Source organism: Mycobacterium sp. IDUB_24, from assembly GCF_055419385.1.
Window position 1 is genome coordinate 1 of sequence record NZ_JBVAXO010000010.1, and the last position, 23,463, is coordinate 23,463.

Annotated in this window: 20 protein-coding genes; 5 read left to right on the forward strand and 15 right to left on the reverse strand. The window is 66.9% G+C overall.

The window, feature by feature from the left end; all coding sequences use genetic code 11:
* The first annotated feature begins 164 nt into the window (after positions 1-164).
* Positions 165-968 carry a class I SAM-dependent methyltransferase gene (locus tag ACZYZF_RS28260; RefSeq protein ID WP_463837465.1) on the forward strand — a complete coding sequence of 268 codons (804 nt, stop codon included), beginning with the start codon at positions 165-167 and terminating at the stop codon, positions 966-968.
* 10 nt (positions 969-978) lie between these two features.
* Here the strand turns inward: ACZYZF_RS28260 and ACZYZF_RS28265 are convergent, their stop codons facing one another.
* From ACZYZF_RS28265 to ACZYZF_RS28280, 4 genes are read right to left on the reverse strand one after another with little or no spacing between them, the layout of a single operon-like run.
* Entirely contained in the window at positions 979-1,824 is an 846-nt protein-coding gene (locus tag ACZYZF_RS28265; RefSeq protein WP_463744609.1) for an enoyl-CoA hydratase/isomerase family protein, read from the reverse strand.
* A complete protein-coding gene (locus ACZYZF_RS28270; protein WP_463744610.1) occupies positions 1,824-2,414 on the reverse strand; it encodes a TetR/AcrR family transcriptional regulator in 591 nt (196 codons plus the stop codon). The genes ACZYZF_RS28265 and ACZYZF_RS28270 overlap by 1 nt, the downstream gene beginning before the upstream one ends.
* Before the next feature lie 42 nt (positions 2,415-2,456).
* On the reverse strand, positions 2,457-3,965 hold the full coding sequence (locus ACZYZF_RS28275) for a DUF7782 domain-containing protein (protein WP_463744611.1): 1,509 nt from the start codon (positions 3,963-3,965) through the stop codon (positions 2,457-2,459).
* Complete coding sequence (locus ACZYZF_RS28280) at positions 3,962-4,711, reverse strand: SOS response-associated peptidase (RefSeq protein WP_463744612.1); 750 nt, start codon at positions 4,709-4,711, stop codon at positions 3,962-3,964. The genes ACZYZF_RS28275 and ACZYZF_RS28280 overlap by 4 nt, the downstream gene beginning before the upstream one ends.
* A 66-nt stretch (positions 4,712-4,777) precedes the next feature.
* Between ACZYZF_RS28280 and aroA the strand changes: the two genes are divergently transcribed.
* Genes aroA through ACZYZF_RS28295 form a run of 3 tightly spaced genes read left to right on the forward strand, consistent with a single transcriptional unit; the run spans position 4,778 to position 7,909 of the window.
* Complete coding sequence (gene aroA, locus ACZYZF_RS28285; RefSeq protein WP_463745269.1) at positions 4,778-6,079, forward strand: 3-phosphoshikimate 1-carboxyvinyltransferase; 1,302 nt, start codon at positions 4,778-4,780, stop codon at positions 6,077-6,079.
* Positions 6,080-6,085: 6 nt separating this feature from the next.
* Positions 6,086-7,066 (forward strand): ribosome small subunit-dependent GTPase A, encoded by a 981-nt coding sequence (gene rsgA, locus ACZYZF_RS28290; protein WP_463744613.1) that lies wholly within the window; start codon positions 6,086-6,088, stop codon positions 7,064-7,066.
* A gap of 36 nt (positions 7,067-7,102) precedes the next feature.
* The gene (locus tag ACZYZF_RS28295; protein WP_463744614.1) at positions 7,103-7,909 is read left to right on the forward strand and encodes an SDR family oxidoreductase; all 807 of its coding nucleotides are present in this window, start codon (positions 7,103-7,105) and stop codon (positions 7,907-7,909) included.
* Positions 7,910-7,921: 12 nt separating this feature from the next.
* Here the strand turns inward: ACZYZF_RS28295 and ACZYZF_RS28300 are convergent, their stop codons facing one another.
* The 8 genes from ACZYZF_RS28300 to ACZYZF_RS28335 all read right to left on the reverse strand — a co-directional run bounded on the left by ACZYZF_RS28300 (position 7,922) and on the right by ACZYZF_RS28335 (position 18,130).
* Positions 7,922-8,335: a hypothetical protein gene (locus tag ACZYZF_RS28300; protein ID WP_463745270.1), complete on the reverse strand. Its 414-nt coding sequence runs from the start codon at positions 8,333-8,335 to the stop codon at positions 7,922-7,924.
* A gap of 89 nt (positions 8,336-8,424) precedes the next feature.
* Positions 8,425-9,663 carry a fatty acid desaturase family protein gene (locus ACZYZF_RS28305; RefSeq protein ID WP_463744615.1) on the reverse strand — a complete coding sequence of 413 codons (1,239 nt, stop codon included), beginning with the start codon at positions 9,661-9,663 and terminating at the stop codon, positions 8,425-8,427.
* A 68-nt stretch (positions 9,664-9,731) separates the two neighbouring features.
* Positions 9,732-10,883, reverse strand: a complete 1,152-nt coding sequence (locus ACZYZF_RS28310; protein ID WP_463744616.1) for a ferredoxin reductase — start codon at positions 10,881-10,883, stop codon at positions 9,732-9,734.
* 58 nt (positions 10,884-10,941) lie between these two features.
* Positions 10,942-12,360 carry a metal-dependent hydrolase family protein gene (locus tag ACZYZF_RS28315; RefSeq protein ID WP_463744617.1) on the reverse strand — a complete coding sequence of 473 codons (1,419 nt, stop codon included), beginning with the start codon at positions 12,358-12,360 and terminating at the stop codon, positions 10,942-10,944.
* Positions 12,361-12,380: 20 nt separating this feature from the next.
* Entirely contained in the window at positions 12,381-12,890 is a 510-nt protein-coding gene (locus ACZYZF_RS28320; protein WP_463744618.1) for a DUF6912 family protein, read from the reverse strand.
* A 9-nt stretch (positions 12,891-12,899) separates the two neighbouring features.
* Positions 12,900-14,678: a BCCT family transporter gene (locus ACZYZF_RS28325; RefSeq protein ID WP_463744619.1), complete on the reverse strand. Its 1,779-nt coding sequence runs from the start codon at positions 14,676-14,678 to the stop codon at positions 12,900-12,902.
* 72 nt (positions 14,679-14,750) lie between these two features.
* A complete protein-coding gene (locus tag ACZYZF_RS28330) occupies positions 14,751-16,160 on the reverse strand; it encodes a WS/DGAT/MGAT family O-acyltransferase (RefSeq protein WP_463744620.1) in 1,410 nt (469 codons plus the stop codon).
* Between the two features lie 116 nt (positions 16,161-16,276).
* Positions 16,277-18,130 (reverse strand): ABC transporter ATP-binding protein/permease, encoded by a 1,854-nt coding sequence (locus ACZYZF_RS28335; RefSeq protein WP_463837466.1) that lies wholly within the window; start codon positions 18,128-18,130, stop codon positions 16,277-16,279.
* A 157-nt stretch (positions 18,131-18,287) separates the two neighbouring features.
* Here ACZYZF_RS28335 and ACZYZF_RS28340 point away from each other — a divergent pair, with 157 nt between their 5' ends.
* Complete coding sequence (locus ACZYZF_RS28340; protein WP_463744622.1) at positions 18,288-18,773, forward strand: Rv3235 family protein; 486 nt, start codon at positions 18,288-18,290, stop codon at positions 18,771-18,773.
* On the opposite strand, the gene secA is transcribed toward ACZYZF_RS28340, so the two are convergent.
* The 3 genes from secA to ACZYZF_RS28355 form a co-directional block, all read right to left on the reverse strand.
* Entirely contained in the window at positions 18,770-21,634 is a 2,865-nt protein-coding gene (secA, locus tag ACZYZF_RS28345) for a preprotein translocase subunit SecA (RefSeq protein ID WP_463744623.1), read from the reverse strand. The genes ACZYZF_RS28340 and secA overlap by 4 nt on opposite strands.
* 182 nt (positions 21,635-21,816) lie before the next feature.
* Positions 21,817-22,467 (reverse strand): ribosome hibernation-promoting factor, HPF/YfiA family, encoded by a 651-nt coding sequence (gene hpf, locus ACZYZF_RS28350; protein WP_463745271.1) that lies wholly within the window; start codon positions 22,465-22,467, stop codon positions 21,817-21,819.
* A 331-nt stretch (positions 22,468-22,798) separates the two neighbouring features.
* The gene (locus tag ACZYZF_RS28355; RefSeq protein ID WP_463745272.1) at positions 22,799-23,428 is read right to left on the reverse strand and encodes a ComF family protein; all 630 of its coding nucleotides are present in this window, start codon (positions 23,426-23,428) and stop codon (positions 22,799-22,801) included.
* Between the last annotated feature and the right edge of the window lie 35 nt (positions 23,429-23,463).

Consider the following 23,463-nt stretch of genomic DNA (forward strand, 5'->3'; position numbering starts at 1 on the left):
CCGCCAACAAACCCACACCCAACGCATCAACACCGAACGCCGACTCAACACCGAACAAGACAAACCCCCGCCCTACTGATCGAACCGGCAAAGCGCGACAATCGGCAGCCCACTCCAGTGCTGGCCGACGCGGCGCAACGCCGGAGCCCCCTAGGCTCGTCGGTATGCCTGACGCACAACCCACAGACCCGCGGCCCACCAACTGGGCAGCCGGCCGCTACGAGGCCGTCGCCGAACGCATCGCCGTGATCGCCGGTGAAGTCGTCGCCGCGGCCGACGCGCTGCGGCCGATCCGTGACACCGCGCTGGTCGATCTGGCCTGTGGCACCGGAAGCGCCGCGTTGGCCGCCGCCGACGCCGGGGCACGCGTCACCGGAGTGGACCTCACCGCCGAGCTGATCGCCATCGCCTCCGCGCGGCCCGGAGCCGACGCGGTGCAGTGGGTGGTCGCCGACGCCGCCCGCACCGGCCTGCCCGACAGCGGATTCGGTACCGCGGTGTCGAACATGGGCATCATCTTCGTCGAGCCCACGAGCCTGGTCGCCGAGGTGACGCGGCTGCTGGCCCCGGGCGGGGTGCTCGCGTTCTCCACCTGGGTCCGCGACGAGGCGGGCAGCCCGTTCTTCACCCCCGTCATCGACACCCTGGGGCAGCCGCCTGCCGGTGCCTACTCTCCCGACCAGTGGGGCGATCTCGATGTCGTGCACTCACGCCTCAGTACCGGATTCGAGCAGATCAGCACCAAGACCGGTTCGCATACTTGGCAATTCGAGTCAGTCGAGTCTGCGGTGCGCTTCATCTCCGACGAGTCACCGATGCATGTCCACCTGTTGAGCCAGCTGGACGAGGCGACGCGGGACCGCCTGCTCGACGCCTTCACGGCCGCACTGGGCGCACGGGCCGACAGCACCGGGCAGGTTGCCTTCGAGGCGCCTTATGCGGTGGTGACGGCATCCCGCCGGGCATGAGAAGGAACGTCTAGCGCGGACGCGTCCCGCCGGACAGCATGGTCTCGACGCTGTCGGCGAAAGCCGCTGTGGTGAAACACGTCGGCTCGGCGAACTCTTCGAGCATGAGCGCGTCGTTCCAGCTGGCGTCGGCCGCGGCACGCAACAGGGGTTTGGTCATCGCGACCGCGTGCGGCGGCAACGCTGCCACCCGCGAACACCATTCGTCGGCGGTTGCGAGCAGCTGCTCGTGGACGACGACCTCGTGCACCAGGCCCAGCCGCTGCGCGGTTTGGGCGTCGATGTGTTCGCCTTTCAGGTAATAGGCCAGCGCGCCCTGATAGCCGAGGCGCCGGGTCAGCGCCCAGCTGGTGCCGACCTCCGGGATCAGTCCGAGGCGGGCGAAGGCAGGCACGATGACGGCCCTCTCGCTGGCGATGGCCAGATCGCAGGTGAGCGCCCAGGCCAGCCCGACACCGGCGGCTGGACCGTTGAGCGCAGCCACGAAGACGGTGTCCGAACCCGCGATGAGTCGGGCGATACCTCCGAATTCGCGTCGTATCCAGCGCCATACGTCCGCGGTTCCCTCGGCCTGGTACCGATTTTCGATGGCCGCACGCATCATGCGCAGGTCGCCGCCTGCGCTGAAGCCCGGATCGGCGCCCGTCAACACCACGGCACGAATGTCGTTGTCCGCCACCAGATCCTCCAGCGCCCGGCGCAATTGCCGGACCAGCGGTGCGGACAGGACGTTCAGCCGGTCGGGTTCGTCAAGAGTCACCACCGCGCGATCGCCGCTGCGGTCGACGAGAATCCGTTGTGGAGCAGCCGGGTCGTCGCCCTCGGCGACCATGCTGCGATACAAGGGCTCATCCATCAGAAATCCTCCTCAATTGGTTTGGCATGCAATACGTTCCAGGCCGCGTCGGCAAATATCTCGACGACCTCACTGTCCATCTCGGCGACAGCGCCGGCCGCCCAGTGGCGGGCGTACTCTTGCGCCGGGCCGAACCACAGGGCGGCCGTGACGCCGGGCTTGATGGCCACCAGCACGCCGTAGGCGTGGTGTGGACGCCACCAGTCCGCGATCCCTGCAACGAAGTCCTGGTTGGCCGCCCGCAACGCGTCGCTGTCGAACCGGTCGCCCAGCAGGAGCGTGGCCTCGCCGCGGTGCGTTGCGATCCAGTTCAAGTGATGCCGGACCCCACCGCGGATCCCGTCCTCGGCAGTGGCCTGGTCCCGCAGCATCGCCAGGAAGCCCGCCTGATACTCGGCCATCACCTGTGCATAGACCGCGGCCGCCAATGCCGGCTTGTCCGGGAAGTGGTGATAGAGCGATCCGACGCTGACCTCGGCCTCACGCCGCATCTCGTCGAGCGTCGGAGCGATGGTCCCCTCCGCGGCGAACCGTCGTCGCGCGACCGTCAGCAATCGGTCCCGCGCGCCCCTACCCTTTGACGGAGTCACGAGGATTACTCTAGCAAAACCGAGCAATCCTCTAAAGAGTCGTCATTCGGCCTGATAGAGGATTCCGCGGCCGATGGCCTCCCGCACCTCGGGCAGCGCAGCCTGCGCCAGCGCGTCGGCATCCACTCCGTGATGAGTGGCCAACAGCTGGATCAAGGTGCCCAACGGCACTTCGCCGCGGCAGCCGGCCAGCAGCGCGCGCAGTACCTCGTCGACCCCGATGACTGCCGCCGGACCACCCGGGCGGCGCACCGCGGCCCCGACCTCCTGCCAACCCTCCGGTCCGGGAAGAGACTGCGCCTCAAGGAATACCGGCGCGGTGGAGAGTCGGGCCGCCAGCAGCGCGTCGTCGGAGGTGTCGCGCAGATAGGCCTGCCGGGCGAAGAACGCGTCCACCTCGGCTCCGGTGAGCGCCTCGTCGGCACCGGTGATCACCTCAAGGATCCGCTCGGGCGCTTCGCCGGCGCGCGGCACCCGCAGCGAGATCATGCCCATGCCGATACCGGCGATATCTTCCTCGGCGAACCAGTCGAGCCATTGCCCACCGCGCTGCGCCTGCCGTTCGAGGTCCTCCCCGGCGTCGGCCAGCCACAGCGACACGTAGCTGACCGGGTCGGCCAGTTCGCGCTGCACCACCCAGGCGTGCAGGCCGGTGCCCGCCAGCCAGCCGCGGACGCGGTCCCGCCAATCTCGGCCGTCACGCACGATCCAATTCGCCATCACGTGTGCGGTGCCGCCCGGCAGCAGATGATCACCCACCTGCTCGATAAGGCTCTGGCACAACGCATCTCCGGCCAAGCCAGAGTCGCGATAGATGTAGTCCCGGGCACCTGAGCCCACCACGAACGGCGGATTGGAGACGATCAGATCGAAACGTTCACCAGCGACCGGCTCGAACAGGCTGCCGCGCCGCAGATCCCATGACATGCCGCCCAGCCGCGCCGTCATCGCGGCCAGCGCCAGCGCCCGCTCGTTCGTGTCGGTCGCGACGATCTCGTCGCAGTGGGCGTCCAGATGCAGTGCCTGGATCCCGCATCCGGTTCCGAGATCGAGGGCGCGGCCGACGTGGTTGCGCGTGACGGCGCGCGCCAATGACACCGACGCCCCGCCGATCCCGAGCACGTGATCGTGGCGCAACGGCCCGCGGCGCACCGCGGCATCCTGATCGGATACCACGTAAAAATCTCGCGTGCCGTCGCTGTGCGGGCGGATGTCGAGGGCGGCCCGAACCTTGTCGGCGGTGAATTCGAGAACGCCGTTGGCCGCGAGCGTCTGCAGGCCGGACGACGGGAACGCCGCCTCGACCGACTCCGGTGATTCCTCCGTGCCCAGCAACAGCAGACGCACCAACACACCCAGGCGCTGACGGTCGGCCGGAGCAGCGTGGGTGGCCCGCAGCGCCGGCCACCACACGCCACGGCCCAACGCGGCATTGGCGTCGGCGCCCAGAAGCTCGGCCACCCCGTCGGTGGTGAATCCGGCCGAACGCAGGTCGGTACCGATCGCGTCGACGAGACCGGTGTCGACGGCAGCCCCCTCGACGCCGGTCAAAACAGCCCCGGCTCTTCCGCCTCGTCCGCCTCGGCCGGCTCGATGAGCTCCGGACCGTTGTTGCGGACGCTGTTGACCAGTCGCGACACCTCACGAACGGCGATCCGGTCCAGGTCACCGTGGCCCCGCAGCAGTCCCTCGTCGATGGGGGCGTCGGGATCCATCCAGCGGTCCCAGTCCGGAGCGCTGATGGTCAGCGGCATCCGATCGTGGATCTCGGCGAGCGGACCGGCCGCGTCGGTGGTGATGATGGTGCAACTGAGCAGCGGCGACGCATCTTTGGGTGCGCCCTGTGGTCGCCACGTGGTCCACAGCCCCGCCATGAACAGCAGCTCACCGTCGGCACCGTACATGTAGAAGGGGGTTTTCTCGCCCTTCAGGCCCTTCCACTCGTACCAGCCGTCCATCGGGATCAGACAGCGCTTGTTCTTGGCGGAGTTGCGGAATGCCGGTGAGCTGGTGACCTTGTCGGCGCGGGCGTTGATCAGCAACGGGCCCTTGGTGTCCGGGCCGCCGCCCTCGGCCGTCTTCACCCACGGGGGGATCAGACCCCAGCGCATCGACCTGACCCGGCGCGTCGACTCGTCCTCGGGGTCGGTGTGCCGTTTGACGACGCTGGAGATGGTCGTCGTGGGAGCCACGTTGTAATTGGCCGCCGGAGCATCTTTGGCTGCGCTCTCATCGAGCGCCTGGATTTTCTGCGCAAGCAGGGCCGGATCGGTGGTCACCGCGAAACGTCCACACATAGTGCCCATGGTTGCAGAGTCCGCGGACAAGGCAGGATGTAGTGCGTGAGCGCACGTGAGGAGCAGATGACACATTGGCCGGCTCCGTCGGCCACGACCCCCGTTGACGCCACCGTGACGGTGCCCGGTTCGAAGTCTCTGACCAACCGTGCGCTCGTGCTGGCCGCTCTGGCCACCGCACAGGGTCCCTCCACGATCCGCGGCGCGCTGCGCAGCCGCGACACCGACCTGATGATCGACGCCATCCGCACCCTGGGCGTGACCGTAGACGACGAGGACGGCGACGGCACCGACCTCACCGTCAGCGGTCGCATCGCGCCGGCCCCGGGTGCGCGGGTCGACTGCGGACTGGCCGGCACCGTGTTGCGGTTCGTGCCTCCGGTGGCCGCATTGGGCACCGCGTCGGTCATATTCGACGGAGACGAGCAGGCCCGGGCCCGGCCGATCTCGCCGCTGCTCGATGGGCTACGCGGGTTGGGAGTCGACGTCGACGGAGATGCGCTGCCTTTCGCCGTGCGCGGCCGCGGCGTGGTGGCCGGCGGCACCGTCGAGATCGACGCGTCGGGGTCCTCGCAGTTCGTCTCCGGGCTGTTGTTGTCCGGTGCGACATTCACCGACGGGCTCACCATCGTGCACACCGGAGCCTCGGTGCCCTCGGCCCCGCATGTGGCGATGACGGTGGCGATGCTGCGCGACGCCGGGGTACAGATCGATGATTCGGCCCCCAATCGCTGGCGGGTCTCCCCCAGCCCGATCGCCGCGCGGGTGTGGGACATCGAGCCGGACCTGTCGAATTCGACGCCTTTTCTGGCCGCTGCGATCGTCACCGGTGGAACGGTGCGAATCGCCGGCTGGCCGTCGGACAGCATCCAGCCCGCCGACACCATCCTCGATCTGCTGACAAAGGTGAATGCGACTGTCCACCAGCGTGATTCACATTTGGAGGTCAGCGGCGCCCAAAGTTACGGCGGTTTTGACGCCGACCTGCACGACGTCGGCGAACTGGCTCCGACGGTGGCCGCACTGGCCGCACTGGCAACTGACGGCTCGACGTCACGGCTACGGGGCATCGCCCATCTGCGCGGACACGAGACCGACCGGCTGGCCGCGCTGACCACCGAGATCAACGCGCTCGGCGGCGAATGCGCCGAAACCGAGGACGGCCTGCTGATCACCGCACGTCCGTTGCACGGCGGGACCTGGCGGTCCTATGCCGACCACCGGATGGCCACCGCGGGCGCGATCATCGGCCTGAGGGTGCCCGGAGTGGCTGTGGAGAACATCGCAACCACCGCGAAGACCCTGCCCGATTTCCCGCTGATGTGGGTACAGATGCTGGCGGGCGACCCGCCCGCACGGGGGAAGTAAACCACCTTGGGAGCGCGGGAATACGACGAGTCCGACGTCCGGATCAGACCGGGCAAGGGTTCGCGTCCGCGCACCAAGACCCGGCCGGACCATGCCGATGCCCAGTCCGCGATGGTGGTGACCGTCGACCGCGGACGCTGGGGCTGCGCACTGGAGGGCGACCCGCATCACCGCGTGGTCGCGATGCGGGCCCGCGAACTCGGCCGCACCCCGATAGTCGTCGGCGACGACGTCGACATCGTCGGCGACCTGTCCGGACGGCCCGACACCCTGGCCCGGATCGTCCGCCGGGGTGAACGCCGAACAGTGTTGCGCCGCACCGCCGATGACACGGATCCGACCGAACGCGTCGTAGTGGCCAACGCCGATCAGCTGTTGATCGTGGTGGCGCTGGCCGACCCGCCGCCGCGCACCGGGTTCGTCGAGCGCGCATTGATCGCCGCCTATGCCGGTGGGCTGACGCCGGTGTTGTGTCTGACCAAATCCGATCTGGCAGCGCCCGAACCGTTCGCCGCGCAGTTCGCCGGTCTGGACCTGACCATCGTCACCGCGGGCCGCGAAGATCCACTCGACGTGGTCACGCCCCTGCTCACCGACCAGGTCACCGTGTTCCTCGGGCATTCGGGCGTAGGCAAATCCACCTTGGTGAATCGTCTTGTCCCGGAGGCAGATCGGGCCACCGGCGAGGTTTCCGGAGTGGGCAAGGGTAAGCACACCTCCACCCAGTCGGTGGCAATCTCCCTCGATGGCCAGGGCTGGGTGATCGATACCCCCGGGATCAGGTCCTTCGGGCTGGCGCACATTCAACCGGACGACGTCATCAGGGCGTTCTCGGATCTGGCCGACAGCATCGAGGACTGTCCGCGCGGCTGCGGCCACATGGGCCCGCCCGCCGATCCCGAGTGTGCGCTGGACACCCTCACCGGGCCGGCGGCGGGCCGCGTCGCGGCGGCCCGACACCTGTTGACCGCCCTACGGGAAGCCTGACCTGCCCCGACATCTCAGCGACTATGGTCGCTGAGCATGGCTACTTACGTTCTCACCGGCAGCGCCTCAGGGCTTGGGGCGGCGACCAAGAAACGGCTGGAATCCGACGGGCATCGGGTGATCGGCGTCGACCTGCGCAGTGCTGACGTGAACGTGGACCTGAGCACCGCCGACGGGCGCGCGGAGGCGATCGCCAAGGTCACCGAGCTGGCCGACGGCGGTATCGACGGTTTCGTCCCGTTCGCCGGCCTGGCCGCAGCAACCGGCCGTCCGGCGCATCTGCTCATCGCCGTCAACTACTTCGGCGCGATCGAGCTGCTCGAAGGCCTGCGCCCGCTGCTGGCCGGCCGCGAGAACGCGTCGGTGGTGCTGATCAGCTCGAATTCGGCTACCAGCCAACCTAATTGGCCGGTCGAGCTGGCCGACGCCTGCCTGGCCGGTGATGAGGTGGGCGCCAATACCGTCGCCTCCACCTTCGGCGATTTCGCGGCATTGCAGGCCTACCCCGCCACCAAGGCCGCGCTGGCGTATTACGCCCGCACCAAGTCCGCGGAGTACATCGCCGACGGCATCCGGCTCAACGCGATCGCACCGGGGCTCATCGACACCCCGATGACCAAGGAGGGGCGCACGGACCCGCTCACCGGTGAGGGGATGGAGCAGTTCCTCAAGACCATCCCCGCCGGGCGCGGCGGGCGGCCCGAAGAGGTGGCCGCTCTGGTGGCGTTCCTGCTGAGCCCCGAGGCGAGTTACTTCGTCGGGTCCGTCATCTTCGTCGACGGCGGTATCGACGCCGTGCTCCGCGGCAAGGACTGGCCGAAGGTGTGGGAACTCAACATGTGACGCAGAACGGGGTCAGGCTTTGGGCTTGGCCTGGTCGGCCGCTGCCTGCTGCTGCTCCTGCTCGGCCTGCTGCTTGGCCGCCGCAATAGCTGCGCGCCCTTCGGGGCTGGCCGCCGAGTTGCCCGGGGTCTTGGCCGTGGCCACCCCGGCGTTGCAGTTCAGGTCCAGCAGCACGGTGTCGGTGACCGGTGCGAAATCGTCACCCTTGTGCCAGTGCGCCTTCTCCGAGTGGGTCACCACGCAGTCGTCGTCGGCCTCCGAATCGCCCGATCGGGCGGCGACCACACCCTTCATCCCGGCGTCGGACAGCGCTGACTGCACGTCGGAGTATTTCTGCCCCGCGTAGTCGTCGGCCGCGGCGATACCGGTGGCCACTACACCAACGGGGACGGCCGAGGCGCCGAGCACCATCGCAGCCGCGAGCATCTTCTTCACGAGCGAAGAATATGAGCGCGGGCTGCCAGCAACCTGGGAATACGTGGGGCGGTTGCTTGGAATCCGAGCGTTCGAGCAGATCAGCGGCGGCGCCAGCCCCGCACGGTCTCGATGGCCGTCTTCAGGCCACGTCGACGCCCGGTCGCCGGGTCGGTGACACCGAACCCCTCGAGCTCGCTGAACATCCGCTCGCTGCGGGTTTCCGGCGCATTGTCGGCGGTGTCACGCAAGAACCGGTCCGGCAACGACAGTTTGGCGATGGTGCGCCAGGTCTTGCCGTACTGCACCAGGAAGGGCCCCGTCGTGTAGGGCAGGTCGTACTTGTCGCACAGCGCCCGCACCCGGATCGCGACCTCGGCGTAGCGGTTGCTCGGCAGATCCGGGAACAGGTGGTGCTCGATCTGGTAGCTCAGGTTGCCGCTCATGAAGGCCAGCGCCGGGCCCGAGTTGAAGTTGGCACTCCCCAGCATCTGCCGCAGATACCACTGACCGCGCGACTCGCCCACCATGTCGGTCTTGGTGAATTTCTCTGCGCCATCGGGGAAATGGCCGCAGAAGATCACCGCGTTGGCCCACACGTTGCGGATGACGTTGGCCACCGCATTGGCCTTCAGAGTCGACGTGAAGGTCGCGCCGGGCGACAGTGCGGTCAGCGCGGGCCAGACGACGTAGTCCTTGGCGAGCTGGTTGGCGGCCTTCACTCCGAACTCGCGAACCCGGACCAGCGTCGCCTTCCGGTCGTCGCGACCCTTGGAGATCTTTCCGAGCTCCAGGTGCTGCAACCCGACTCCCCACTCGAAGCCGATGGCAAGCAGGGTGTTGAACAGCAGGTTGCCGACGAGGTTGAACGGCTTCCACCTCGCATCGCGCGTCACGCGGATGACGCCGTAGCCCACGTCGTCGTCCATGCCGAGAATGTTGGTGTACTTGTGGTGCATGAAATTGTGGGTGAAGCGCCAGTGCTTGGACGCCCCGCTCATGTCCCACTCCCACGTCGAGGAGTGAATCTCGGGATCGTTCATCCAGTCCCACTGGCCGTGCATGACGTTGTGGCCGATCTCCATGTTCTCGATGATCTTGGCCACGCCCAGGGTCGCGGTGCCCGCCCACCATGCCGAGCGGCGCGAACTCGCCGCCAGCAGCAGCCGCCCGGTCAGCTCGAGGGCACGCTGCGCGGCGATGGTGCGACGGATGTAGCGCGCATCGCGCTCACCGCGGGAATCTTCGATGTCCTGACGGATCGCATCTAGCTCGATGCCCAGATTTTCGATGTCGGCATCGGTGAGATGCGTGAACTCGGGAACGTCGGTAATTGCCATCGTCGGCCTCCTCTCGCTTACCTACGGTAGCGTAACCTACGATGCCGTAGGTTACTAGCCGGTAAAGGCTAAACGTCCAGAGTGCAGTCGCCGGACGCCGCCGAAACGCACGTCTGAATCCGGGTGCCGGGCTCATGCTCGACACCGGTGCGCAGATCGCGCACATGCCCGTCGACCAGACTCACCACGCACGACTGACAGATACCCATCCGGCAGCCGAACGGCATCTGGATACCCACCTGCTCGCCGGCGTCCATCAACGGCGTCGCGCCGTCGATGGTGGCCTCCTTGCCGCTGCGCTCGAACGTCACCGTGCCCCCGGCGCCGTGCGGGGCAGCCCGCGACACCGCGAACCGTTCCAGGTGCAGATGCTCGGCGATACCAGCGGCCGCCCACACCCGTTCGGCATCGTTGAGCATGCCTTCGGGCCCGCACGCCCACGCTTGACGGTCACGCCAATCGGGAACCACGTCGCCGATCTGCGCCAGATCGAGCCTGCCCTCGGCCCGGGTGCTGCGCAACAGCAACTGATAACCGGGATGCTCATCGTGCAGCGCGGCCAACTCCGAACCGAACATCACGTCGGATTCCGTTGGCGCGGAATGCACATGCACGATGTCGGTGATCTGGTCACGGCGCGCGAGGGTGCGCAACATCGACATCACGGGGGTGATGCCAGAACCCGCGGTCACGAACAACACCGTGGCCGGCGTCGGATCGGGCATCACGAAGTTGCCCTGCGGTGCGGCCAACCGAACCACGGTTCCCGGTTGCAGGCCATCGACCAGGTGGGCTGACAAGAACCCCTCGGGCATCGCCTTGACCGTGATCGTGATGGTGCGCGCACCCACCCCGGAAGCGGTTGTCTCCGGCGTCGAGGTGAGCGAATACGAGCGCCAGCGCCAGCGCCCGTCCATCAGCACGCCGATACCGACATACTGACCGGGCTGATAGTCGAACGAGAATCCCCAGCCCGGTTTGATCACCAATGTCGCGGAATCGGCAGTTTCCCGCCGCACCTCGACCACTCGGCCGCGCAACTCCCGCGCCGACCACAACGGGTTGGCCAACTTGAGGTAATCGTCGGGCAGCAGCGGCGTGGTCACCTGCCCGACGATGCGACGCAGGGCGTTCCAGCCGGGACGTCGCTCGGCACCGGCAATGGTCGGGCGGACCGTATCGGCCACATTGGCCGAGACCTTGATCGAGTTCTTGGCCATGAACCTACGGTACCGTAGGTTACTGCCCCGTAGCTAGTCGTACGACGGCCATCGCACGTCAGGACACCAAAGTGTTCTTGTACGTTTTCCCGTCCTTCATGATCACTTTGAAGTTGCGCTCCGGGTCGGCGACCAGGTCCAGGCGCGCCAGCGGGTCGCCGTCGACCAGCAGCAGATCCGCCAGGGCACCCTCCTGCACCACGCCCAGCTTGCCCGCATACGGACTGCGCTTGCCCGACATCGCCAGCAGTTCGGCGTTGGTTGCGGTGGCCATCGTCAACGTCTCGGCGGGCGAGAACCACTTGCCCAGCCCCGCCAACAGCGCCCCTTGCCTCGGCGCCAACTGCGGCGAGAACAGGATGTCGGTGCCGAAGGCGGTCTTGAGCTTGTACTTGCGGGCCAGCTGGTAGACGTTGCTGACACCGTCGACGATCTCCTTGGCCTTGGCGGCCTCGTCGGAACCCGGCGGGAACGCACCGACCATCTCGGCCGGGATGGGCTGCGTGCTCAGCCAGATGTTCTTGTCCGCCATCTCCTTCGCCGTTGCCTCGTCCATCAGATGCGCATGCTCGATGCAGGTGACGCCGGCGCGGATCGCCTGCGCGATGGTCTGCGGGGTGTAGGCGTGGACTGTCACATAGGTGCCCCAGTTGCCTGCCGCTTCGGTGGCCGCCCGCAGTTCGGGTTCGGTGAAGGTGGTGACGTCGAGCGGGCTGTGCGGTGAGGACACGCCGCCGCCGGCAGTCAGCTTGATCTGCGACGCGCCCTGGAACAACTGCTCGCGTGCGCGCATCCGCACCTCGTCAGGGCTGTCGGCCACCATGCTCGCCCCCAGCGCCTCCTGCTGTGACGGCGGGCCACCGGGGCGGCGCGGGAGATCGTGGCCGGTACGGAAGTCACCATGGCCACTGGTGACGGTGATGATCGCGCCCGACGGGTAGATGCGCGGGCCGTCGATGACGCCTTCGTCGATGGCCTGTTTGAGACCGAAGCTCGGGCCACCGAGATCGCGGACCGTGGTGAACCCGCGCATCAAGGTGTCGCCGGCCTCGGCACCGGCCAACAAATTGAGGTATCCCGGATCCAAGGTCGTCAACTGCGTCACCGGTGGCCGCACGAGCATCGTGTGCCAGTGGTTGTCGATCAGGCCCGGCATCAGCGTGCGGCCACCCCCGTCGATCACCGTGGCAGCCGGATCGGCCGGCAGCTCCGCTGTGGAGATCCGTTCGATCCGGTTGCCCTTGACCCGCACATTCGACGGTGCCGACAGCCGATCACTATGGCCGTCAAAGATTTTGACGTTGCGGAAGTCGGTCGTGGCCATGTTGCTGCCCGGGCCCGGCGGCGTCGGAGGCTGCCGTGACTCTGCCGGAGCGGCCGGCTCGGTCGAGCCTGCCGGCGGGTCACCACCGCCGTCTGAGCACGCTGTACTCGCCAAGACCACGGCCAGCACCGCCAACAGCCCGAATGCACGCATCAAATCCCCCGTCTAGTCGGTCAGAGCAGTTCGAGCAGGAACGGCAACTCCTGCGGGGCGTACCACGCCAGGTCGTGATCCTGAGCGTCTCCCACCGTGAGTTCGGCGTCCTCGTCCCCCATGTCCGCCTCGTCGATGACGTCGACGGCGGCCAGCACCGCCGACTCCGCATCGGCATTGTCGACGTACACCGCGACCACGGCGTCGATGGGCAACGGTCCGGACAACCGCACCACGGCGTCGTCGAGGTCGGGACGGATCGTGACGTCCCCGTCCTCCCCCGTATCGGCCACCACCACCGCGCGGCGCGGTGGCAGCCCCGAATCGGACGGCCCGCCGGCGAGCAACCGCAAGGACGCCAGCGCGGCTTCGCGCAGGGCCACCTCGGCGAGTTCGTCGTCGTCGCCCTCGGCGTAGGCCTCCCGCAGCGTCGGGGTGACCGCGAAGGCCGTTCCGTTCACGACGAGCAGGTGACGGTCGGCGACGAGCTGCTGCAGGGCGACCAGGGTCGTCGGGATGTAGACGCGCACACCGCGAGGTTAATCGTCCGCGGCGTCTACGCGGTCGTCGGCTTGCGGGTCCTTCTCCACCGAGATCACGAAATCGTCGCCGTGCTGGGTGACACCGGCGACCACCGCGTCGTTGACGGCTTCGAGCGCGTACTCGCGGCGTACTACCAACGGATCCTGCCGCAGGTCCCGGACCAGCGACACCGCGAGCCCGATCATCACCAGGACGAACGGTACCGCGACGATGATCGTGATCGACTGCAGACCGTTCAGCGCGTCGGCACCGCCGACCAGCAGCATGACCGCCGCCACCGCACCGGTGGCGACGCCCCAGAAGATCACCGTGGGGCGGGTGGGTTTGATGGTGCCCCGCTCGGACAGCGAACCCATCACGATCGACGCGGCGTCGGCGCCGGACACGAAGAAGATGGCGACCAGCACCATCACCACCACGCTGGTGACCGTCGCGATCGGATACTCGCCGAGCAAGCTGAACAGCTGCCGCTCCTGGCTGCCCATGCCGGCCAGATCCACTCCGTTCTGCTGCTCGAAGATGGCCGCGCCGCCGAACACACAAAACCAGATCACCGACACCACGCTGGGCACCAGCAGGACGCCCGTCACGAACTGCCGGATGGTGCGGCCACGGGAAATCCGGGCGATGAACATCCCGACGAAGGGGGTCCAGGAGATCCACCATGCCCAATAGAAGATGGTCCAGCTCTGCAGCCACGTGCTGACCGCGTCGCCTTCGGCGCCCGTTCGGGCCGCCATCTGCGCGAGATCTCCGACGTAACTGCCGATGGAGGTCGGGATCATGTTCAGCATGAACATCGTGGGGCCGACCACGAAGATGAACAGTGCCATCGCCAGCGCCAGCACCATGTTGATGTTGGACAGCCACTGGATCCCGCGCGCCACGCCGGACACCGCCGACAGGACGAACGCGACGGTCAGAACGGTGATGATGCCGATCAAGATGGCATTGCCGGTTTCACCGACTCCGGCGACGATGTGCAACCCGCTGCGGATCTGCAGTGCGCCGAGCCCCAGCGAGGCCGCGGACCCGAACAGCGTGGCGAAGATCGCCAGCATGTCGATCACCTTGCCCCACGGCCCGTTCGCATGTTTCCCCAGTAGTGGCTCGAACGCTGCACTGATCAGCTGCAGGCGGCCCTTGCGGTAGACGCCGTAGGCAATGGTCAGGCCTACAACGGCGTAGATCGCCCACGGGTGCAGCGTCCAGTGGAACATCGTGGTGGCCATCGCGGTCTCCGCGGCCTGGGGATTGCCGGGCCCGCCGGTGCCCGGTGGCGGGGAGGCGAAATGCGACAACGGCTCGGACACTCCGAAGAACATCAGACCGATCCCCATGCCGGCGCTGAACATCATCGCCACCCACGACACGGTGCGGAACTCCGGTTCGTCGTCGTCACGGCCGAGCGGGATGTTGCCGTAGCGGCTCATCGCCAGCCAGATCACGAAGACCACGAACCCGGACGCGGTCAGGACGAACAGCCAACCGACGTCGGCCATCACCCAACTGAGTGCGTTCGACGATGCCGCGGCAAGAGAATCCGTGCTGACGAATCCCCAGACCAGGAATGCGAGAGCGATGACGGCGGTGACCCCGAACACCACCCAGTCCACACCTGCCCGGCGGGTGTAGGCCTTCTGTTCGACCGGGATATCGAGCACCGGGTGATGCGGCACCACGTCCCCGGTCGGCGACTTCAGTGCCTTCTTTGTTGCTTCCTTGGCTTCTTGCGTGTGCTTGTCGGATCTACTTTTTCGTATCTCAGTGGCCATGGTGAATTCATCAGACCGCGATCCGAGCGTGAGGTCAAATACCTGGAGTATTTGCCAGGGCCTGCCCAGAACCTACTTGGCCGCCTCGAGCAATTCTTCGAGAGATTCACGGAACAGGCTCGGCAACACGTCGACGTCGCTCATCGCATCCCGGTCGGCATTGATCCCGAAGTACAACATGCCGTTGTACGACGTCACCCCGATGGCCAGAACCTGGTTCTGCAACAGCGGCGGCACCGCGTAGGTCTCCAGCAGCTTGGTGCCCGCGACATACATCTGCTTCTGGGCCCCGGGCACGTTGGTGATCAGCAGGTTGAACAGCCGCGCCGAGAAGCCGGTCGCCACCCGGATACCCATGGCGTGCAAGGTCGGCGGCGCGAACCCGGACAGGGTCACGATGGTCCGCGCGTCGACCAGGCTGGCCGCGGTGGAATGCGATTCGGTGGCATGGGCGATCTGCGACAGGCGCACCACCGCGTTGCCCTCGCCAACCGGGAGGTCGACCAGGAACGGCGACACCTCGCTGATGGCCTGGCCTGGCCCCGTGGAGTCCAGTTCGGCGTCCGGGTACACCGACATCGGCGCCATCGCCCGCACCGTGGTGGTCGGGCTGACGGGCTCCCCGCGCGACAGCAGCCAATTGCGTAGCGCGCCGGCCACCACGGCCAGGACGACGTCGTTGATGTCGCAGTTGTAGCGGGCCCGGACCAGCCGGTAATCCTCCAACCGGTGCTCGTCCACGGTGAACCTGCGGTTGCGCGAGACCGTGGTGTTGAGCGGGCTGCTGGGGGCGGTTCCGCGGGCCACCGTGCGGACCACGTCGGCAACCCGACGGCCCACCGCCGCCAGTTCACTGGCACTCGTGGCCACCTCGGTCACGGTGTCGCGCAGGGCGGCCAGCTGGGTGGTCGGCCGGGTGATCCACTCCCCGATCGCTCCGAGGACCAGCTGTCGGTCGCTGGGTTCGCGGGTCGGGATCCAGATGTCCTCGCCGAATTCCGGCGGCTTCTGCGCCCGGTCGACGATCACGTGCCCGATCTCGAGGGCGGTCATCCCGTTGACCAGGGCCTGGTGCGTCTTGGTGTAGATCGCGATGCGGTTCTTGGTCAGCCCTTCGACCAGATACATCTCCCACAGCGGACGGGTCCGATCCAACGGCCGCGAGCCGAGCCGGGCGATCAGGTCGTGCAGCTGAGCGTCGCTGCCCGGAGACGGCAGCGCCGAACGCCGGATGTGGTAGGTGATGTCGAAATCCCGATCATCCACCCACACCGGCCGGGCCAGGCCCAACGTCACCTCGCGCACTTTCTGGCGGTAACGCGGAATCTGCGGCAACCGATGCTCGACGGTCTCCAACAGGGTCTCGTAACTCAAGCCGGCACGCGGCTTTCGCAGGATCGACAACGACCCGACGTACATCGGCGTAGCGCTGTTCTCCAGATGGAAGAACGCGGCGTCGGACGCCGACAGCCTGTTCACCATGCGGCGCCAACCTCCCCTCGTCGCTCCGCTCGAACACGTCACGTTAACCGGCGATTCTGCTGTTGCGCATCACGGGTGCTGCAGCGCGTCAATTTCGCGCCTGAGCTACCCAGAATTCATGCCGTGATCACCGAGAGCTCCCAGCGCCCGCTGCCCTCCAGCTGCAGCCGCGACCGGTGATGACGGTCGATGGTGGACCGGTGCCCCACGCTGACCACCACGCAGTCGGGTAACCGTTCACGCAGGAGTCCATACATGGCGTCCTCGAGTCCCTCGTCCAACGCGGAGGTCGACTCGTCGAGGAAGACCACCCGCGGACGGACCAGCAGCACCCGCGCGAAGGAGACCCGCTGTTGCTCACCCAGGGACAGCACCGACGACCAGTCGCCTTCGTCGTCCAGGCGCTCGGCCAGATGCCCGAGGGCCACCGCGCGCAGCGTGTCCCGCAGTTCGCTGTCACTCACGTCCGCAATCGGCAGCGGGTACACCACCGAGGCCCGCAGATCCCCCAGCGGCAGGTAGGGCAATTGGGGCAGGAACAGCGTCGCCCATCCGGGCGGGTACTGGGCCAGTCCCGCTGTCCGCGGCCACAACTCGGCCAGGCTGCGCAGCAGGGTGGTCTTACCGCACCCGGACGGACCCTTGACCACCACACTGTCACCCGGGTTCAGCACCATCGACAGATCGGTGATCATCGGCCGCCCCTGCAGGTCATCCACCCCTACCTCGCTGAGCGCCAGCGAATCCCGGCTGGCCGCGACTGAGATGCGGGGCAACTCCCGCGCCCGATGATCGTGAGCGAGCATCTGGTCGACGCGCATCAGTGCGGCGCGGTAGACGGTGAACTCGTCATAGCTGTCGCGGAAGAATGCCATTGCGGCACAGACATTTCCGAAGGCCGCGACGGTCTGGAGCAGGCCACCGAGCGTGATCTGACCGGCGAAGAACCGGGGCGCCTGCACGATGTAGGGAATCATGCCGGTCGTCACGTCGCCGACCCCGCGGTTCCAACCGTAGAGCCGCAACTGGGCGAACACGATCCGCCACATGTTGGCGATGATCTCGGCGAACCGGGAGTGCAGCAGTTGCCGTTCACGCTCCCCACCGCGGTAGAAGGCGACGCGCTCGGCACTGTCCCGCAATCGAACCAGCGCGTACCGGAAACTGGCGCTGAACCTTTCGTTGAGGAAGTTCAGCCGCACCAGCGGGCGGCCGATCCAGAACGCGATCACGGTCACCGTGATCGAGAAGACGAACGCCACGAACACCATGGCCCGCGAAACGGTCCAGCCGCCCAACTGCAACGGACCGGACAGTTGCCACAGCACGCCGGTGAACATGACGATCAACAGCGACTTGTTCACCGCTGCGGTGCTCAGGTCCACCGATTTGGTGGTGACCGTCTCGACGTCGGTCTGGATGCGCTGGTCCGGGTTCTCCACCGGCTGGTCCAGAAAGCGGTTGCGATAGAACGCATCGCCGGTCATCCAGTCGTCGACGAGGCGGGTGTTGAGCCAGATACGCCAACGGATCGAGAAAACCCGGCGTAGGAGCAGATCGACCACCGTGTAGATCACGGTGAGTGCCACCAGAATCCCGCTGATCGCAAACGATGTCATGAACGCCTGCCGCGCGGCGTCCAGCTTCGCGCCATCATGGGTGGCCAGCGCCTCCGCACCGGCCTGCACCGCATTCATCAGGTCGGCGTACTGGTAGGTGAAAATCACGATCACCCGCGCCGAATACACGGTGTGCCAGAGGATGAATGCCAGCAGCGCCCAGGTGCGCCAACTGCCGGCCCCGCTGAAGAACGGCGCGTTGACCCGCCAGAACTGTTGTCCCCATCGGGTGAATCGCGCGATGAGCAGCGCGACTGCCAGGAACACCACCAGCGTGATCACCCACGCCTGCAGCGTCCATATCAGCGAGCGCAGCGGCTCGGCCGGCCAATCGATGCTGGGCTGAACCATTCCGCTCCCCCTGGTTCGACGACTCTCGTCACGCTAACCGGCGAAGCCGAGTGCGGAGATTATGCGTGCTTCCGCCACGCCGAACCCGTGCGATCATGGGTAGGTCTGCACCTCTCCAGCAGATGTCGTCCGTGATGCCGACCGCTGGAGGTTGCCTGTGCCCACCCCGAAACTGACCGCTCCGGTCATCGACTACGAGCCGCCGGCACTGCCGCTGGGAGTACAACCAGCTGACGTGTCGGCACCGATGCCGCTGTGCCCGGCACCGACGCTGCTACACGGGCACAGCCCGCGCCGGTTGCGGCTGGTCAGTTCCGGGACCGACGGGCAATTGCAGCCCGGTGCCGCGCAGTTCGCCGATATGGCCCTGCGCCGGGTCCTGGAGGTCGTCGATCGGCGCAGGCCACCGTCACAGCTGAAATCGTTGATGAGCCCGCTGCTGCTCGACGCGGTCATCGCCTCCACCGCGGCACGCCACGGCACCACCGCCAGCCTGCGCCGGGTGGGGCTGCGCCCGGCAGCCTCACCCGAGGCCGCCGAGCTGTTCGCCACCTACACCCGCGGGCCGCGGGTGCGCGCCATCGCCGGACGCATCGAATCACGCAGTGGCCGTTGGCAACTCACTGCGCTACAGCTCGGCTAGCTCTTGCGGTGCGACTTCGACGGCCGGCCGGTCTTGGCCTGCTTGCGGGCCGCTTCCCGACGCTCACGGCGGGTGCCGCCGCCCGCAGTCGCAGAATGCCGTCCGCTACCACCGGAGCGCTGCACCTCGGCGGTGCCGTCCTCGGACGGACCCGTGTAGGTCAGGGGCGGCGCGTCATTGTCGATGCCCTTGGCGCGCAGGGCCGGTGCCGGCGTCGGACGCTCCTTGGTTGCCACCGCACTCGACTCCGCATCGGCGGCAGTGGCCTCACCGGCCTTCGCAGCGGCCGCCGCGGCGAACTCGGCCAGCCCGCTGGGTGCGGCCACCGGAGCCACCTGGGCGCTCGGCTGCGAAGGTACAGCCTCGACCTGAACGTTGAACAGGAATCCGACGGACTCCTCCTTGAGCGCGTCGAGCATGCCGACGAACATGTCGTAGCCCTCGCGCTGGTACTCGACCAACGGGTCGCGCTGCGCCATCGCCCGCAGGCCGATGCCCTCCTTGAGGTAATCCATCTCGTAGAGGTGCTCACGCCACTTGCGGTCGATCACGTTGAGCAGGACGTTGCGCTCCAGCTGACGCATGGCACCCTCGCCCGCCAGCTCTTCCAGCTGCTTCTCGCGCTCGGCGTAGGCACGGTCGGCATCCTTGATCAACGCGTCGAGCAGTTCCTCGCGCGTCAGCTCACCGGGCTCGCCCACCGCATCGGAATCGACCAGGTCGTTGTGGTCGATACCGACCGGGTACAGCGTCTTGAGCGCATCCCACAGCTTGGCCAGATCCCAGTCCTCGGCGTAGCCCTCGGCGGTGGCACCGTCGACGTAGGCGGTGATCACGTCGACGAGCATGTCGTGGGCCTGCTGCTGGAGGTTCTCACCCTCCAGCAACATCCGGCGCTCCTTGTAGATGACCTTGCGCTGCTGGTTCATCACCTCGTCGTATTTGAGGACGTTCTTGCGGACCTCGAAGTTCTGCTGCTCGACCTGGGTCTGCGCGCTCTTGATGGCACGGGTGACCATCTTGGCCTCGATCGGCACATCGTCGGGCAGGTTCAGCCTGGTCAACAGCGATTCGAGCGTCGCGCCGTTGAACCGTCGCATCAACTCGTCACCCAGCGACAGGTAGAACCGGGACTCGCCCGGGTCACCCTGGCGGCCCGAGCGGCCGCGCAGCTGGTTGTCGATACGCCGGGACTCGTGACGCTCGGTGCCCAGCACGTACAGACCACCGGCATCGGTGACCTTCTCGGCCTCCTTGTTGGCCTCTTCCTTGATGGCCGTGAGGGTGTCGTCCCAGGCGGCCTCGTACTCCTCGGGGGTCTCCACCGGGTCCAGGCCCTTTTCCCGCAGCCGCTTGTCGGCCAGGAAGTCGGCGTTGCCGCCGAGCACGATGTCGGTACCGCGACCGGCCATGTTGGTGGCGACGGTGATGGCGCCGAGCCGGCCGGCCTCGGCGATGATGTTCGCCTCCTGCTCGTGGTACTTCGCGTTGAGCACGTTGTGCGGAATCTTGCGCTTGGTGAACTGCCGCGACAGGTACTCGGAGCGCTCGACGCTCGTCGTACCGATGAGGACCGGCTGGCCCTTCTCGTAGCGCTCGGCGACATCGTCGACGACGGCGATGTACTTGGCTTCTTCGGTCTTGTAGATCAGGTCGCCCTGATCGGCACGGACCATCGGCTTGTTGGTCGGGATGGGCACCACGCCCAGCTTGTAGATCTCGTGCAGCTCGGCGGCCTCGGTCTCGGCCGTACCGGTCATACCGGACAGCTTGTCGTAGAGGCGGAAGTAGTTCTGCAGCGTGATCGTGGCCAGCGTCTGGTTCTCGGCCTTGATCTCGACGTGTTCCTTGGCCTCGATCGCCTGGTGCATGCCCTCGTTGTAGCGGCGACCCAGCAGCACACGGCCGGTGAACTCGTCGACGATGAGCACATCGCCGTCACGGACGATGTAGTCCTTGTCGCGCTGGAACAGCTCCTTGGCCTTGATGGCGTTGTTCAGGTAACTGACCAGCGGCGAGTTGGCGGCCTCGTAGAGGTTCTCGATGCCCAGTTGGTCCTCGACGAACTCCACACCCAGCTCGTGCACACCGATGGTGCGCTTGCGGATGTCGACCTCGTAGTGGACGTCCTTCTCCATCAGCGGGGCCAGCCGGGCGAACTCGCTGTACCAGTTGGAAGCGCCGTCAGCAGGACCCGAGATGATCAGCGGGGTGCGGGCCTCGTCGATCAGGATCGAGTCGACCTCGTCCACGATCGCGAAGTGATGGCCGCGCTGCACCATGTCCTCGACCGAGTGCGCCATGTTGTCGCGCAGGTAGTCGAAGCCGAACTCATTGTTCGTGCCGTAGGTGATATCGGCCGCATAGGCTGCCCTGCGCTCCTCCGGGGTCAAGCCCGAGAGGATTACGCCCACCTCCAGGCCCAGGAACCGGTGCACGCGCCCCATCCACTCGCTGTCACGTTTGGCCAGGTAGTCGTTCACCGTGACGACGTGCACGCCCTCGCCGCGGAGCGCGTTGAGATAGGCCGGCAGCACCGCGGTCAGGGTCTTGCCCTCACCGGTCTTCATCTCGGCGACGTTGCCGAAATGCAGGGCCGCGCCACCCATGACCTGGACCTCGAAGTGCTTTTGGGACAACACCCGCCACGCCGCCTCGCGGGCCACGGCGAATGCCTCGGGCAGCAGGTCATCGACGTCCTCGCCGTCGGCGATCCGCTTCTTGAACTCGTCGGTCTTGGCTCGCAACTCGGCGTCCGAGAGCTTCTCCATGTCGTCGGACAAAGTGTCGACATAGTCGGCCACCTTCTTGAGGCGCTTGACCATGCGGCCTTCACCGAGACGGAGCAACTTCGACAGCACGCTATTTCCCCTGTGGGTTCGATGGATCCCGTGGGCGGGATCGCACGGGCTTAGTTGACGTCCATCGTAGGTGACCGGTCGAAGCCGCTGGTTCTGCTGGCGCGAAGAGACAGAATCGCACCCCGGAATGCTCCGAGGTGCGATTCTGCTGGGCCCCCCGACTTGCGGGGGATTGCCGGCGCTCAGGCCAGGCGGATCAGCCCGTAGTCGTAGGCATGGCGCCGGTAGACCACCGACGGGCGGTCACTCTCCTTGTCGTGGAACAGGAAGAAATCGTGGCCGACCAGCTCCATCTCGTAGAGGGCGTCGTCGACCGTCATCGGCTTCGCGGGGTGTTCCTTGGTCCGCACGATCCGGCCCGGCTCATGGTCGTCGAGACCGTCGGCCAATCCGGCGTCGGCCGTCGCCGTCGGCTGGTTCTCGAACAGCGTCTCGTGCGCCGTCGCTTCGGCCAGCGACACCGGGGTCTTGTCGCCGTAGTGGATCTTCCGGCGGTCCTTGCTCTTGCGGAGCCGGCTCTCGAGTTTGCCTGCCGCTGATTCCAGGGCGGCATAGAAGCTGTCTGCGCAGGCCTCGCCGCGCACCACCGGCCCACGGCCCCGGGCCGTGATCTCGACGTGCTGGCAGTTTTTGCGCTGACGGCGGTTACGTTCGTGATCGAGCTCGACGTCGAACAGGTAGATGGTGCGGTCAAACCGCTCCAGGCGCGACAACTTCTCCGAGACGTACATACGGAAGTGGTCTGGAACTTCGACGTTTCGACCCTTGACCACAACTTCTGCGTTCGGCTCCGGGGTGGCGTCGCCGATCTGCTCGTCGGGGTCGACCACCATGGTGGCGCTTGTTTCCGGGGAATGGGTTGACATACTCGGCAACTCGTTTCTCTCAGTTGTCACACGCATCGCGCGTGCCCTACTTCTCAACGAATCGTGATGGCGCCGATGGGCCGAATAAATTTGCTCCACCCGTCGGCGCAAGGTGTCGGGTACTCACCTCCTACCGTTAAGCGGTGAAGTGGCGCTGCATCGCTCTGAGCGCCGCCGTGAGTCATTCACGGGTGGTTGCTGCCGACGGTAGTCCGTGTTCACCCACTCGTGCCACCAATTTCAAATACGTGTTCTCAGTTCTTCACGTGGGTTTGATCTCAACGCAATGACGCGCACGTCAGGCGTGTGAAATCGCCAGTACAGCAGCCACGTCGGCCCCGGCGGTCGTGAGCATCCGCACCGATTCGGCCGCGGTGGCCCCGGTGGTGACAATGTCGTCGACCAGCACCACTTCACCCACGACCGGCCGGATCACACGCACCCGGCCGGCGATGTTGCGCTGGCGGGCGGCGCCCGACAGGCCCACCGAATCACGCACCCACGGCCTCAGACGCAGCGCGGGAACGACGCGGACACCGGGCAGCCCGGCAACCGCCGCCGTCGCGATCCGGCGGACCGGATCACCGCCGCGACGACGTGCCGCGGCGGCGCGGGTGGGTGCCGGAACCAGCGCCAGCGGAGTACCGACGATCCCCCAGGTCAGCAGATGCTGCAGGCCGACGTTCAGCGCCCCGGCCAGTGGCGCCACGAGGTCCATGCGCCCCTTTTCTTTGGCGGCGACGATTACGCGCCGACGGATACCTGCGTGGCGGCCCAGGGCAAACACCGGAACGCCCGGATCGGTGCGCGGGGTAACCAGGTGCGGCTCGTCGTCCCCGACACCGAGGAGCGCGGCACACGCCGCACACCACCGGGTCGAGGGTGCCCCGCAGCCGCCGCACTCCAGCGGCAGGATGAGGTCGAGCATGCGGGCAGTCTGCACGCCGGGGGTGACATCGCTGC

Bases quoted from the DNA above. Each gene is read 5' to 3' on its own strand.
- ACZYZF_RS28325 (WP_463744619.1), bottom strand. From the start codon at position 14,678: ATGGCCACTGAGATACGAAAAAGTAGATCCGACAAGCACACGCAAGAA.
- ACZYZF_RS28300 (WP_463745270.1), bottom strand. From the start codon at position 8,335: ATGCTCGCGGCTGCGATGGTGCTCGGCGCCTCGGCCGTCCCCGTTGGT.
- ACZYZF_RS28355 (WP_463745272.1), bottom strand. From the start codon at position 23,428: ATGCTCGACCTCATCCTGCCGCTGGAGTGCGGCGGCTGCGGGGCACCC.
- ACZYZF_RS28265 (WP_463744609.1), bottom strand. From the start codon at position 1,824: ATGGATGAGCCCTTGTATCGCAGCATGGTCGCCGAGGGCGACGACCCG.
- ACZYZF_RS28305 (WP_463744615.1), bottom strand. From the start codon at position 9,663: ATGGCAATTACCGACGTTCCCGAGTTCACGCATCTCACCGATGCCGAC.
- ACZYZF_RS28280 (WP_463744612.1), bottom strand. From the start codon at position 4,711: ATGTGTGGACGTTTCGCGGTGACCACCGATCCGGCCCTGCTTGCGCAG.
- ACZYZF_RS28315 (WP_463744617.1), bottom strand. From the start codon at position 12,360: ATGCGTGCATTCGGGCTGTTGGCGGTGCTGGCCGTGGTCTTGGCGAGT.
- ACZYZF_RS28260 (WP_463837465.1), top strand. From the start codon at position 165: ATGCCTGACGCACAACCCACAGACCCGCGGCCCACCAACTGGGCAGCC.
- aroA (WP_463745269.1), top strand. From the start codon at position 4,778: ATGACACATTGGCCGGCTCCGTCGGCCACGACCCCCGTTGACGCCACC.
- ACZYZF_RS28295 (WP_463744614.1), top strand. From the start codon at position 7,103: ATGGCTACTTACGTTCTCACCGGCAGCGCCTCAGGGCTTGGGGCGGCG.
- ACZYZF_RS28335 (WP_463837466.1), bottom strand. From the start codon at position 18,130: ATGGTTCAGCCCAGCATCGATTGGCCGGCCGAGCCGCTGCGCTCGCTG.
- ACZYZF_RS28310 (WP_463744616.1), bottom strand. From the start codon at position 10,883: ATGGCCAAGAACTCGATCAAGGTCTCGGCCAATGTGGCCGATACGGTC.
- ACZYZF_RS28330 (WP_463744620.1), bottom strand. From the start codon at position 16,160: ATGGTGAACAGGCTGTCGGCGTCCGACGCCGCGTTCTTCCATCTGGAG.
- hpf (WP_463745271.1), bottom strand. From the start codon at position 22,467: ATGGTGGTCGACCCCGACGAGCAGATCGGCGACGCCACCCCGGAGCCG.